11 protein-coding genes are annotated in these 13,299 nt (G+C 62.0%); 4 read left to right on the plus strand and 7 right to left on the minus strand.

Annotated elements, in window-relative coordinates:
* Nucleotides 1–96: 96 nt before the first annotated feature.
* Both tgt and DWX63_RS01730 read right to left on the minus strand, forming a co-directional pair.
* A complete protein-coding gene (gene tgt, locus DWX63_RS01725) occupies nucleotides 97–1,236 on the minus strand; it encodes a tRNA guanosine(34) transglycosylase Tgt (RefSeq protein WP_055250876.1) in 1,140 nt (379 codons plus the stop codon).
* A 472-nt stretch (nucleotides 1,237–1,708) separates the two neighbouring features.
* A complete protein-coding gene (locus DWX63_RS01730) occupies nucleotides 1,709–2,509 on the minus strand; it encodes an SDR family NAD(P)-dependent oxidoreductase (RefSeq protein WP_006235414.1) in 801 nt (266 codons plus the stop codon).
* Between the two features lie 294 nt (nucleotides 2,510–2,803).
* Here DWX63_RS01730 and DWX63_RS01735 point away from each other — a divergent pair, with 294 nt between their 5' ends.
* Nucleotides 2,804–4,567 carry a hypothetical protein gene (locus DWX63_RS01735; RefSeq protein WP_089572104.1) on the plus strand — a complete coding sequence of 588 codons (1,764 nt, stop codon included), beginning with the start codon at nucleotides 2,804–2,806 and terminating at the stop codon, nucleotides 4,565–4,567.
* Nucleotides 4,568–4,899: 332 nt separating this feature from the next.
* On the opposite strand, the gene queA is transcribed toward DWX63_RS01735, so the two are convergent.
* The 3 genes from queA to DWX63_RS01750 all read right to left on the minus strand — a co-directional run bounded on the left by queA (nucleotide 4,900) and on the right by DWX63_RS01750 (nucleotide 7,334).
* Nucleotides 4,900–6,111 (minus strand): tRNA preQ1(34) S-adenosylmethionine ribosyltransferase-isomerase QueA, encoded by a 1,212-nt coding sequence (gene queA / locus DWX63_RS01740; protein ID WP_117842619.1) that lies wholly within the window; start codon nucleotides 6,109–6,111, stop codon nucleotides 4,900–4,902.
* 70 nt (nucleotides 6,112–6,181) lie between these two features.
* The gene (locus DWX63_RS01745; protein WP_117842620.1) at nucleotides 6,182–6,757 is read right to left on the minus strand and encodes an epoxyqueuosine reductase QueH; all 576 of its coding nucleotides are present in this window, start codon (nucleotides 6,755–6,757) and stop codon (nucleotides 6,182–6,184) included.
* Nucleotides 6,758–6,767: 10 nt separating this feature from the next.
* Nucleotides 6,768–7,334, minus strand: coding sequence for a DUF3267 domain-containing protein (locus DWX63_RS01750; protein WP_117842621.1), 567 nt, complete (start codon nucleotides 7,332–7,334; stop codon nucleotides 6,768–6,770).
* A gap of 133 nt (nucleotides 7,335–7,467) precedes the next feature.
* Here DWX63_RS01750 and DWX63_RS01755 point away from each other — a divergent pair, with 133 nt between their 5' ends.
* Complete coding sequence (locus DWX63_RS01755; RefSeq protein WP_117842622.1) at nucleotides 7,468–9,618, plus strand: methionine--tRNA ligase; 2,151 nt, start codon at nucleotides 7,468–7,470, stop codon at nucleotides 9,616–9,618.
* 37 nt (nucleotides 9,619–9,655) lie between these two features.
* A complete protein-coding gene (locus tag DWX63_RS01760; RefSeq protein WP_117842623.1) occupies nucleotides 9,656–10,759 on the plus strand; it encodes an RsmB/NOP family class I SAM-dependent RNA methyltransferase in 1,104 nt (367 codons plus the stop codon).
* 24 nt (nucleotides 10,760–10,783) lie between these two features.
* Here DWX63_RS01760 and DWX63_RS11195 read toward each other — a convergent pair whose 3' ends face one another.
* The gene (locus DWX63_RS11195; protein ID WP_158550943.1) at nucleotides 10,784–10,954 is read right to left on the minus strand and encodes a hypothetical protein; all 171 of its coding nucleotides are present in this window, start codon (nucleotides 10,952–10,954) and stop codon (nucleotides 10,784–10,786) included.
* 190 nt (nucleotides 10,955–11,144) lie between these two features.
* Here DWX63_RS11195 and DWX63_RS01765 point away from each other — a divergent pair, with 190 nt between their 5' ends.
* Entirely contained in the window at nucleotides 11,145–12,236 is a 1,092-nt protein-coding gene (locus DWX63_RS01765) for a hypothetical protein (RefSeq protein ID WP_117842624.1), read from the plus strand.
* 80 nt (nucleotides 12,237–12,316) lie between these two features.
* On the opposite strand, the gene DWX63_RS01770 is transcribed toward DWX63_RS01765, so the two are convergent.
* Nucleotides 12,317–13,207, minus strand: coding sequence for a DegV family protein (locus DWX63_RS01770; RefSeq protein WP_117735931.1), 891 nt, complete (start codon nucleotides 13,205–13,207; stop codon nucleotides 12,317–12,319).
* Nucleotides 13,208–13,299 lie beyond the last annotated feature (92 nt).

Below are 13,299 nucleotides of genomic sequence, written 5' to 3' on the forward strand. Positions count from 1 at the left end.
CGGTCAGCGGTCGCGCAGCCGGTGTCAACGAATGTGACGACCGGCTGGCGCCCGACCATTGCCGTTGCCCACGCTCTGCAAGCGTGTCTGTCGCCCTTAGTAATCCACCGCGGCAGGACTATTCATCCAATCGCTCACGAATGCGCCGTAGCGGCCCTCGATAATGGCCTGGCGGGCACGCTGCATAAGGTTGAGCAGGTAGTAGATATTGTGCATCGAAAGCAAAATGCCGCCGAGCATCTCCTTCTGCGTGACCATGTGGCGAATGAGCGCGCGGCTGTAGCCGCCCGTGCACACCGGGCAGGTGCAGGTGGGGTCGATGGGGCCGTCGTCGTGCGCAAAGCGCGCGTTACGGAAGTTAAGGCGACCTTCACTGGAGAACGCCGTACCCATGCGACCGGTGCGCGTCGGCAGCACACAGTCGAACATGTCGATGCCCACGCCCACGCCGCGTACGAGCGTGGTGGGGTTGCCGACACCCATCAGGTAGCGCGGCTTATGCTTGGGCATGTACTCGCTCACGAGCGGCGCCAGGGTCTCGAACATGGTCTCGTGATCCTCGCCCACCGAATAGCCACCGATACCATAGCCCGGGAAGTCGCCGCACTCCTCCAGATGGCGCAGCGAACGCAGGCGCAGATCCAGGTGCATGCCGCCCTGAACGATGCCAAAGAGCGCCTGGTCATCGCGGGTATGCGCCTTATAGCAGCGCTCGGCCCACATGCTCGACAGCTCAACGGCGCGCTCAACGTAGGCGCGCGTGGCGGGATAGCCCGGGCACTGGTCGAGCTGCATGCAGATATCGGAGCCGAGTTTCATGGCGATTTCCATGTTGTCCTCGGGCGTCCAAAACACGTGGCGGCCGTCGTAATCGTTGACGATAAAGCGCACGCCCTCATCGGTGAGCTTGACGGCGTCGTTATGGCTAAAGACCTGGAAACCGCCCGAGTCGGTGAGGATGGGGCCGTGCCAGTTCATGAACTTGTGCAGGCCGCCCAGCTCGGCGATGGTATCCTCGCCGGGACGCATGGACAGATGATAGGTATTGGCGAGCACGATCTGGGCGCCGAGCTTCTTGACAGTCTCGGTAGGAATGCCCTTGACGTTTGCCTTGGTGCCCACGGGCATAAAGATCGGCGTCTCGATGTCGCCGTGCGGGGTGTGCAGTACGCCGGCGCGCGCGTGCGTCGTCGGATCCTCGGCAATCAGGTCGAATTTAAAAAGGTTCTGGTCCATAAACTGGAACTCCTTGGTTGCGGTTCATACGCAAACCATTATACGGGCAACCCGCAAGAAGCACCGACTCGACAGAAACTGGCGCGAGGAGGATACGGCAGGGACACGGCAAATGAGCGTGGATTTTTGGACGCTTACCGGATGAGCGTGGATAATCTCCCACTTTTGCCCAAAGCACAGCCCAAAAACGGGAGATTATCCACTTTCATTCTGCGGGCACTCATTTAAGTACGTCCCCGATGAGTGGAGCTATTTACCAGCCACGGCAACGCCGATATTTTGGCAACGCCGATGTCTTGGCAACGCCGATGTCTTGGAAATGTCAGCGAGCGGTCGCCAGAGCGAACAAATTGGCATGAAAAGAGGACGGCATTGACCTTCTGGTCATGCCGCCCTCTTTGAATGACAAGTTGTCGCCCTGGTGACCGCGCAGCGTCGGCCCGTTACGGCGTTTGGTAAAACGCCGTAACAATTACGGACGCTGGCCCATACCACCCTCGAGGGTGACGGTCTCGCCGTTCATATACTTAAAGTCGGGACCGCAGAGCTGAACGACGACGCGGCCGATTTCCTTCTCGACGTCGCCGTAGTGACCCGCCGGCGGCATGTGGACGTTGGCCTTGAACGCCTCGGGATAGGCATCCTGGAAGTTCTCGAGCGCGGCGGTCCAAGCAAGCGGGCAAACGATATTGACGTTGATGCCGTCCTTGCCCCACTCGTTGGCGGCAACGCGAGTCAGACCACGGATGCCCTCCTTGGCGGCGGCATAGCTGCACTGACCATAGTTGCCAAACAGGCCGGCGCCCGAAGCAAAGTTGACCACGGAGCCCTTGGTCTCCTTCAGGTGCGGGTAGGCCTTCTGCATGTACAGGTAGGTGGCATACAGACCGGAGTAAATGGCGAGGTTGAACTGGTCCATGGTGTGATCGGCGATCGTCACGCCCGAAGCGCTGGCCTGAGCATTGTTGACGACGGCGTCGATGCGACCGAACTCCTCAATGGCCTTGTCGATGACGTTCTGGACGACAGCCTCGTTGTCCTGACCAGCAGAAACATCGGCCTGAACAGGCAGAACCTTGACACCGTACTCGGCCTCGAGGGATTCCTTGGCGGCCTCGAGCTTGGCGACGTTGCGGCCGGTGATGACGAGGTTTGCGCCCTCCTTGGCAAAAGCGATATCGATGCCGTAGCCGATGGAACCAGCGGAGCCGTCCTTAAGCGTGGCCTTGCCGCCGCCGGTAACGATCACGGTCTTACCAGTGAAAAGTCCCATACAAAGTCCTTTCAAATCGCGACGGGCCTGCCCGTCGACTGCGCGCATCCAACTTCACGCGCCAAAAGCTGAAATGCAACTTTAGCGGGTTCAAGCGAAAAATAAAGCCCATGGCAGGCGAACGGCGCAACGTCTTTCGGCGAAGGGAATGTCAAGTACAAACTGGATAAAGTGGCCGAGTTTTTGCTATCGACGCGAGCCATCGAACACGTTTTGAAACTTTGCTGCAGCGCGCGGGATGTCGGCGCGAGACTTTATCATAGGGTGACAAACAACGATGAGGAGCACATGCCTATGACAGACGAGCTGGACCCCCAGACTCAACAGCATATTGATGATTCCGCAGACGTCACTGCAGATGCCGACGCTGTGACCTGCGATGATATTGACCTCGACGGCCCATTCTTGGACGAAAGCGCTACGGCGGAAACCCCTGGCGCCGAAGATGCAGACGAGCAAAACGACGATGCGCCCGCTCAGGACGACCGCCCCGTACAGGATGCTGCTCCGCAAGCTGCGGGCCCTATCGAGGTTTCTTCGGAAGAAGAGCTCGACGCCGTCATGGACTCCATGATGGATGCCGTCAAAGCGATGAAAGACGCCGTGGCCGACGCTGACGTTGACGCCGAGGAAGAGGAGGCCGCCGAGGCAGCCTCGACCTTCGTACCCGGCGAGACTCCGGTTGCCGACCAGGGCAGCACCATGCCCTCGTTTCTGCAGCTCGAGCATCCCACGATTGGCACCGATGCGGTCGACCCGCACGCAGCAGGCTTTTCTGTGATCGAAGGCGGTACCGGCAATATCGCCGTGCCGCAGACTGCCGATGCGGACGCTGCCGACACCGCTCGCCCGACCGCCCCGCACTCCTCCGCCGCGAGCCGCGATCTGGGGACCGCTGTCTCGAACACTGCGAACGCCGTGGGCACCTTTATCGCCCAGGGTGCCTCGGCCATGCGCGAGATGAACGCCGCGAAAAAGGCACTTGCCGATGCCCGCGCCCACCTGGCCGAACTTGAGCAGCGCATTGCCGATCAGGCCGAGGAACTCGAGACGCGCCAGGATATCGCAGGCCGCTACGACCAGATCGTCGCCGACCAGCGCCAGGCGATTGCCACGGCCCAAAAGACTGCAGCGGCCGCCGAGATTGATCGTGATGCCCACGCCTCCAAAGCGACAGAGCTCAAGGGTCAGCTCGAACAAATGAAGACAGAGGATGACGCGACTGAGCTCCGTCTGAAGGCCGCGCTCGACGCCGTGGAGGCCCGCGAGGCGAGCTCACGCGAGACCGGCAACCGCCTCGTTCGACGTCTTGAGGATTCCAAGCGCATCCGCGACAAGGTGAAGGCAGAGCGAGACGCCGGCATTGCCGCCGCACAACAAACCGTCGACGCCACGCGCGCCCAGCTCGAGACGCTGCGTCATGAGTATGCCGAGCTGCAACGCAATCCCTCGGCAAATCCCGCCAACTATACGGTGCGCACCAGCGAGCTCTCGATGCAGATTTCCGACACGGCAGATGCCCTGCGTAAAGCCGAAGAAGATGTCCCGCGCATCACCGCCGACCTTGAGCACTCGCTTGCCGCAGCCGAGCAGGCCGTCGAGCAGGCTCAAGCCCCTATCGCCGACGCAAAACGCGCGCACCAAGCCGTGACGACCGAAGCCGATGCCGCGCGCGACGAGCTGCAGACGGCGAAGACCGCCGCCGCGACTCGTCAGCGCGAACTGCGCGAGAAGATCGCCGCGGAGGACAAGGCACGCCGCGAGCAGGAGCAGACCATCGCCAACGCCCAAGCAGATGCCGCACATGCACAGTCGATCATCGAACAGGCGACCGAGGTGCACGACCACCCAGAAATCACTGAGTCGCTTGCAGGATCCTTGGCCCGAGACAAAGCCGAACACGCCGAGACCGAGCAAGAAGTCGACCAGCTCGAGGCCGCCGAAGACGACGTACGAGAGCGCACCCGCGACTCACGCATCAAATTCACCGGCGCCATCGTCTGCATCGTCGCCGCAATCCTGGTGATCATCCTAGTCTGGCTGTTCGCGAGCAAGTAGTCATTGGGGACGTTCTTAAACGACTAGTCAAACAAGAACGTCCCCAACGACTAGCCCAATGACGAGAGTGGATAATCTCCCACTTTGAGCCCCCAAGCAGGCCAAAAACGGGAGATTATCCACTCTCATTCTGCAGGCACTCATTTAAGCACGTCCCCAATGAGTACCTGCCGATGCTTTGGCAAAGTCAGCGAAAACACCCCTAAGCGAGCAAGGTGACGTGAAAGAGGAGGGCATTGACCTTCTGGTCATGCCCGACGATTGAACGTCAGATTGCCGCTCTGGCGGGTTTGCAGCGTCGGCCGGTTACGTCGTTTGTAAAACGCCGTAACCTACTGAATGAGCATTGCGTCGCCGAAGCTGAAGAAGCGGTAGCGCTCCTCGATGGCGGCGGCATAGGCATCCATGATCTGGTCGCGGGTGGCAAGCGCGCTTACGAGCATCATGAGCGTGGAGCGCGGCACGTGGAAGTTCGTGATCAGCGCGTCAACCACGTGATAGGTCGAGCCGGGCATGAGGTAGAGCTGCGTCGTGGCGTTCTCGCGCACCACGATGTCACCGCGGCCGAGCGTGTCAGCGCCGTCCTCGCGGCCTTCAAAATAGCGCGCTGTCACGGCCGGATTGGACACCGGAGCATCGGCGTCAAAGGCGCTCTCGAGCGAGCGTACTGCGGTGGTGCCGACGGCGATCACGCGGTGCCCCTCGGCCTTCGCCTTATGCACGGCGTCGACAACCTCCTGTGACACGTGGTAGCGCTCGGTGTGCATGACGTGCTGCGTGGGGTCGTCCTCCTCCACCAGACGGAAGGTATCAATACCCACCTCGAGCTCGACGGCGGCAAACTTCGCGCCCTTGGCCTCGATAGCGGCCATGAGCTCGGGAGTAAAGTGCAGACCCGCCGTAGGAGCGGCAGCCGAGTGCTCCTCCTTCATGGCGTAGACGGTCTGGTACTTCTCGGGGTCGCCCTCGTAATCGGTAATGTAGGGCGGCAGCGGCACGTGGCCGGCCGCATGGATGGCCTCGTCGAGCGTGCGCGGGTCGCCGGCGGCATTGCAACCGGCCGGCTCAAAGCGCACCAGACGGCCACCACGGCTATCGGTGACAAAGTCGATGACCTCGGCCGTCAGCACCACGGGAGCCCCCTCGGGCGCATGGGCGCCACCGGCGCGATACTCAATCTGGGCACCGGGCTTCAGGCGCTTGCCCGGCTTGACCAAGCACTCCCAAACATGGCCCAGCGGGTCAACATCCTCGCGGCGCTTGAGCAGCAGCGTCTCGACCACGCCACCCGAGCCCGATTTGCGACCGATCAGGCGGGCCGGCATCACGCGCGTCTTGTTGATGACGAGCACGTCGCCCGGCTCGATATAGTCGATGATGTCGCGGAAGATGCGGTGCTCAACGGTGCCGCCATGCTCCAGCGGCGTTCCCGCCTGGGAGCCCTTGCGATCCACCACCAACAGGCGGCAGGAGTCGCGCGGCTCGGCGGGAGCCTGGGCGATCAGTTCCTCGGGAAGGTTGTAGTCAAAATCATCGGTACGCATAGACACGTCGGATTCTCCTTATATAGCTAAAGTCCGCCCTACATCCTAGCAGGCTGACGTCCCAAATGAACTACTTTTTGGCAGCCTTGCGCTCGTCGCGAATGCGAGCGCGGTCCATGGCCGCCTCGACGGCAGAAAAGCGGCAGCCGCAGTAGTTCTGTCGATACATGCCCAGTTCGCGCGAACGGCGCGTAGCCTCGGGATAATACGGGCGAAAATCGCGGATCACCGGGGTGAGCCCACGTGCCGCCGCCAGGCGCTCGAGTACGTCATTGCAGGTGTCGAACAGCTGGTACGGCGAGACGGCGAGCGTCGTACCCACATATTCAAACCCGCGCTCCTGGGCAACGCGGCATGCCTCGGCCAAGCGCAAGGCATAGCACACGCGACAGCGACGGGGACGATCGGCACCCAACGGGGCCACGCCGGTCTCCCAGCGTTCGCGGTCCTCCCCGGCCTCGATGAGCTCGATGTCGCCGTCGGCACACCACCGGCGCAGCTCGTCCAAACGACGCTGCCATTCATCGCGCGGTTGAATATTGGGATTGGTCCAGCAAATCGTGGGCTCAAACCCCTCCTCGCGCAGCAGGCGAACCGGCTCAAGCGAGCATGGTGCACAGCACGCATGCAGCAACAACGACTTCATCGACATCTCCTCACCCAAAAAAGCGCACGCCAAAGGACGTATCCTCGCAGGCGACAATGCGGCGGTCGCGCAAAATGGTCCACACGTAATACCAGTCGCCTACACAGCCCGACAAATGCAAGCCGGCCGCCAGATAGCACAGCAGCGGATAGCCCGAAAACGCAAACCCCAGAGCAAACGCTGTCGTCACAACAATCGTCGGCGCCAGGCAAACTGCCACGTACCGCCGGCGCGAATACACCACGCCCTCGGCGCAGGCATAGATCATCGCCGTCTCGCGATTCGCCCCAAAAGTCACGTGCGCACCCGTGGGCGCCAGCAGCTTAAAAAACACACCGTGCACCAGCTCGTGCACGGCGAACGACGCCATTGAGATTGCAGCCAAGCCGACTATCCAGCCCACGACAGCCATCCAGCCGCCCGCGTCAGCCGCATCCAAGTCTGCAGGCCCGCCCAGCAGCATAAACACCGGCACCAGGCACACGGCAAACACGCCGACGACGACCATCCCCCACACGAAGCAAGCGTGCAGAAAAACCTCGTCCTCAAACGCATGTATGTTGGAAATCTCATTCATAGCATCTTAGGATAGCGCCCCTGCCACGCACCCGCCCGCATGTGCGATAATGTCGAACGATATGCACGAATTGACCACCGCGCCGCCGAACCCCGTGCCCGGCCGCGCTCTTACCTATATGCGAAGGAGTCCCATGGCATCCAAATACTCCATGAACGACCGTCCCAGCTGGCCGCGCCGCGCCATCGTTACCGCCGGCGAGCCCTACGGCAACAAGGGTCTGCACTTTGGCCACGTCGGCGGCGTCTTTGTCCCGGCCGACTTCTTCGCCCGCTTCCTGCGCGACCGCCTGGGCCGCGAAAACGTCATCTTCACCTCGGGCACCGACTGCTACGGTTCGCCCATCATGGAGAGCTACCGCAAGCTCAAGGAGAACGAGGGCTACGACAAGTCCATCGGCGAGTATGTCGAGTCCAATCACTCCCGCCAGGCCGCGACCCTCAACAACTACAACATCAGCTGCGACATCTACGGCGGCTCGGGCCTTGAGCCGGCGGCCCAGATCCACAACGAGGTGACTGCCGAGATTATCGAGCGCCTGCACGAGCAGGGCACCATCTCCAAGCGCTCCACGCTGCAGTTCTACGATGCCAAGGCCGGCACGTTCCTCAACGGCCGCCAGGTCATCGGCCGCTGCCCCATCCAGGGCTGCAAGTCCGAGAAGGCTTATGCCGACGAGTGCGATCTGGGCCACCAGTTTGAGCCCGAGGAGCTCATCGCGCCCAAGAGCCAGCTCACCGGCGAGGTGCCCGAGCTGCGCCCGGTCGACAATCTCTACTTTGACCTGCCGGCCTACCTCGACTTTATGAAGACCTACACCGCCAAGCTCGCCCAGAACCCGCAGGTTCGCTCCGTGGTCTCCAAGACCATGGAGGAGTGGCTGCTGCCGGCTCAGCTCTACATCCAGAACAAGTTCCGCGAGGCCTTCGATGCCGTCGAGGACCAGCTCCCCGAGCACACCGTGCTGGAGCCCGAGGGCAACAAGAGCAGCTTTACCGTCACCTTCCCCAGCTGGAAGGAGCGCGACGACGCCCACGCGGTGCTCGCCAACGGTGGCGTGCGCTTCCGCAGCGGCAAGGCGCTCGTGCCCTTCCGCATCACCGGCAACATCGACTGGGGCGTTCCGGTGCCCGAGGTCGATGGCGTCTCCGACGTCACCTGCTGGTGCTGGCCCGAGAGCCTGTGGGCGCCCATCAGCTATACGCGTACCGTGCTCGCGCGCGATGCCAAGGCCGCCGGCGTGACCGAGGGCGTCGCCGCCCAGGATGCCGCCCTCATGGGCGAGCCCGCCGCCGACTCCACGCAGGTGCCCGCACCCACCTACCAGCACAGCTCGCTCGACTGGCGCGACTGGTGGTGCTCTGACGACGCTCAGATTTACCAGTTCATCGGTCAGGACAACATCTATTTCTACTGCATCGCGCAGACCGCCATGTGGGAGGCCCTGGGCTGGGACCTCACGCAGAGCACCGTCAGCGCCTGCTACCACCTGCTCTACATGGGCAAAAAGGCCAGCTCGTCCTCGCAGACGCCTCCCCCGCCGGCAGACGACCTGCTCAACCACTACACCTGCGAGCAGATGCGCGCGCACTGGCTGTCGCTCGGCCTGTCCGAGAAGCCGGTAAGCTTTAGCCCCAAGGCATACGACACGCGTGTGACCGGCAAGGACAAGGACGGCAACGAGGTACGCGCCTGCGACGACAAGCGCGTTATCGACCCAGCCCTTAAGGAGAGCGCCCTTTTGACCGGCGTGTTCAACCGTCTGGCCCGCAGCTGCTTCTACGGCGTCGCCGTCAAGGAAGGCGACGAGAGCCCCTACCGCAACGGCTGCATCCCCGCCGGTGCAGCTTCTGACACCGTGGTCGAGGCCGCCGAGCAGGCAGCCCTCGCCTTTGAGCAGGCCATGTACAAGTTCGAGACGCACCGCGCGCTCGCCGTGTGCGACGACTACCTGCGCGCCGCCAACAAGCGCTGGAGCGACGCTTCCAAGGCCGCCAACAAGCTCGAAGGCAAGCCAGCAAACGCCGCGATGACGCAGGCCCTTGTCGACGCCTTTACCGAGCTGCGCGTGGCGACCGTCCTGATGCACGGTATTGTGCCGGCCGGCTGCGAGCTCATCTGCGAGTACTTCGACATCGACCCGGTCGCCTTCTTTAGCTGGGATAACATCTTCGCCTCCACGGATGAGTTTGTGGAGAGCCTGGGCGAGAAGCCCGGCGAGCACCGCGTAAAGCCGCTACCCCCGCGCTTCGACTTCTTTAGCAAGCACGAGAGCCAGTACTAAAACACTCGACATGTAATGGAATGGGAAGGAAAGACGGATGTCCAAGCCGCGTCGTCGTAAGCAGAAAAAGCAGGTCAAGGCCGAGCTCAAGCTCAGGCAGTTTGCCGCCACCGAGCTTTCCGACCAGCTTGCCGCCCTTCCCTGCGCCGCCGATCTGCCGCGCTTTATAGTCGACACGGTCGCCGGCGCCTATGCGCCCGCCGAGGCCGAGCTCATGATCAAGGGCTTCGGCGCCGCGGTCACACGCCCGGTCACGCTGCGCGCCAACACGCTCAAGGCGACCGCCGAGGACATCGCCGCCGCGCTCGACGCAGCCGGCATCGCCCACCAAACCGTCGCCTGGTACCCGGACGCTTTCATCCTGCCCGAGGCCCAGGTTTCCGACCTGTGGGACCTCGACATCTACCGCGACGGCAAGATCTACTTGCAAAGTCTGTCGTCCATGATGCCGCCGTTGGTCTTGGGCGCCCAGGCCGGCGAGGACATCCTGGACATGTGCGCGGCCCCCGGCGGCAAGACGACGCAGATCGCCGCCCTCACGCAGGGGCAGGCGCACCTTACCGCCTGCGAGATGAGCATTCCCCGCGCCGAGAAGCTCGAAGCCAACCTCCACCGCCAAGGCGCAAAAAACGTGCCCGTCATGCGCATCGACGCACGCGAGCTCGACGAGTTCTTCCGCTTTGACCGTATCCTGCTCGACGCTCCCTGCACCGGCACGGGCACCGTCGTCAGCGGCAACGAGAAGAGCCTGCGCGGCCTCACCGAGCAGTTGCTGAGCAAGTGCGCCCGCTCGCAGCGAGCACTTCTGGACCGCGCCATGGGAGCCCTCAAACCGGGCGGCACGCTCGTCTATTCGACTTGTTCGATCTTGCCGCAGGAAAACGAGGACGCCCTGCAAGAGGCCCTCGACAAGCATATGGACTGCGAGCTCATCCCCCTCGACGGCACGCCAAGCGAAAGTGAGGCACGCCGCGCCCAGGAAGCTGGCGAGAAGCCGCGCATCGAGTCCAACGCCCTGACCGAGGCCATTGCCGCGGGTCAGGTATCGGCCATCGCCAACGGCCTGCCCGGCACGCTCACCATTCCGCCCAGCCGCGAATTTGAGGGCTTCTACATTGCCCTGATCCGAAAACGCAGCTAGCGTACGGATCCAAAACTCAACAAGCTATCTCCGTGCGCGTTTGTCCTGCTGGTCGCGATGCTGTTTAAGCATCGCGCGCTCCTTGCGTTCGGCCCTTTTGCCCTTAATGGCCGTGACCACAAAGTAGATGACCGCGGCGGCAACGATTGCGCCCACGCATAGGCCAATCGAGCCCAACATTGCCGAAAATTCCATACCGCGTCACCTCTCTTTTAAACGGGACTTTCAAGATAGCACCTCGATCCCCGCCACCACAGCTCCTTCACGTTCGCCGCCCTTCGGTCTAACGGAGGACGCGGCGGGGAAAAATCAACTCGTCAAACGATTTAGCAAGCACAACGCTGCCGGCACCCTGCCGGCCGTCATCACATAGAATCGAGCCTCCATGGATACCCTCAACGATCTAAATGAGCGCGTCGACGCCTTCGTCGGCACCAGCTCCTTCGACACGCCTGCCGCGGCAAACGACCAAGCCCCCATCGATGTGCCCGCCGAGGTTCACGAGGACATTGTCGCCTCGATCGATTTCTCCGAGGTCGAGCTCGCAGACGAGTTCACCGAACCCCAGGTAGCCGTGACCCCCAACGGACTGCTTCCCATGGAGCCGCTGCCCATCGACGGGCGCCTGCGCAAGGCGGCCCTTCGCATGCCTGACGAGATTGAGGAGGCCAGCGGCTTCACGCTCTTCGGCCGTCGTATCAAATCGCTCATCTACACCACCGACGTCGCGGTCATCCGCAACTCCAATGCCGATGCCGTCTTTGCCGTTTACCCCTTCACGCCGCAGCCGGCCATTACGCAGGCGCTGCTGACCGTCGCCGAGTGCCCGGTCTTCGTAGGCGTGGGCGGTGGCACCACCACCGGTAAGCGCTCCGTGCAGATGGCAGCCGTCTCCGAGATGCAGGGCGCGGCGGGATGCGTGGTCAACTCCCCCGCCACCGCCGAGATGGTCGAGCACATCACCAACATCGCCGACATCCCCGTCATCGCCACGGTCGTTCGTTGCGACGACGATGCTCACGCCAAAGTGCGCGCCGGCGCCAAGATCCTCAACATCGCCGCCGGCAAGAACACGCCGCAGGTCCTGCGTGAACTGCGCGAGCACTATCCCAACCTGCCGCTCATCGCGCCGGGCGGCAAGACGCCCGAGAGCATCCGTGAAACCATCGCCGCCGGAGCCAACGCCATCATCTGGACGCCGCCTTCGGCACAGCAGCTACAGACCGACATGATGCAGCGTTATCGCAAGATGAAGGAAGACGCCACACCTGTCATCTCGCGCGACGATGTACCCATTATCGACCAGGTCGCCGCCGCCGAGGTCAGCCAGGTCGAGAACATGAATCCCGATGTGCCGATTCCCGACGAAGTCATCGAGCGCGTCGCTTCGATCCACGAGCGCGTCGAGGAGCATCGCGCCAACCGCGGCCTCAAGCCGTCACTGCACGGCTTCTTCTTCCGCGGAAAGAAACGCTAGCAAAACATCTTGGCCCGCCCCACAAACGTGAGGCGGGCCGTTTTCGTTTGAGCAATCATGCAGCGATGTGATGGGGCAAATTAATCCACGCGCTTGTCGCCCATAAAGAAGAGCGCCACCGTGCCAGGTCCGGTATGCGAGCCAATCAGAGTACCGATGTTATTGATCTCAATCTTGCCTTTAAGCTGCGGAATCTGTTCCTCGATCAGCGCCGCAACTGCCTCGGCATCCTCGCGGCACGCCGAGTGCGACATGACGCACTTACCCGAATAATCCGCACCGTCCTGCACGTGTGCCATCATGGTCTTAGCCATCTCGGAAATCGCGCGCTTCTTAGTGCGAATCTTCTCACGTGGCGACAGCCCACCTTCGCAATCGACCGTCATAAGCGGGCAAATCTTAAGCGCCGTGCCGATGATCGCGCTCGCGGCCGAAATGCGACCGCCGCGCAGGTAGCTCGACAGATCGGTCGAGAAGAACCAGTGGTGCAGGTTGAGCTTGTGCTCCTCGATCCAAGCGGCCGTCTCGTCGAGTGACGCCCCGCTATCGCGCACGTCGGCGGCATATTCCAGCAACAGGCCAAAGCCCGAAGACGCCGCCAACGAATCGATGACGCGCACCTTGCCGCCCTGAGGATAGCGATCCGCGAGCATCTGTGCCGCAACGCAGGCCGATCCATACGTGCCCGAAATACCCGACGACAACGTCAGGTGCAGCACGTCTTTACCCTCGGCAACAAACGGCTCCCAAAACTCCTCGTACTCACCCACGCTCACCTGAGACGTCTTGGGCATGGCGCCCGCGGCAATCTGGGCAAAAAACTCGTCCGGCGTAATCGACTGATACAGATCGTCCGTATAGACAACATCGTCGATCTCGTAATGAAAACACACGACAGGGATATTGCGCGACGCAAAGAACTCACGGGTTCGATCGGCGGCGGATTCACAGGTCAGGACAAAATCACTCATATGAGGCTCCTTAAGTATTGCTGTGCAAATTATCGCACAGCAAGCCTAAATACGATACAAATGTCCACTATTTACCAATGCGAACCATTTGT

It is taken from the genome of Collinsella sp. AF20-14LB (genome assembly GCF_003459505.1).
In the GTDB taxonomy this organism is placed as follows: Bacteria; Actinomycetota; Coriobacteriia; order Coriobacteriales; family Coriobacteriaceae; genus Collinsella.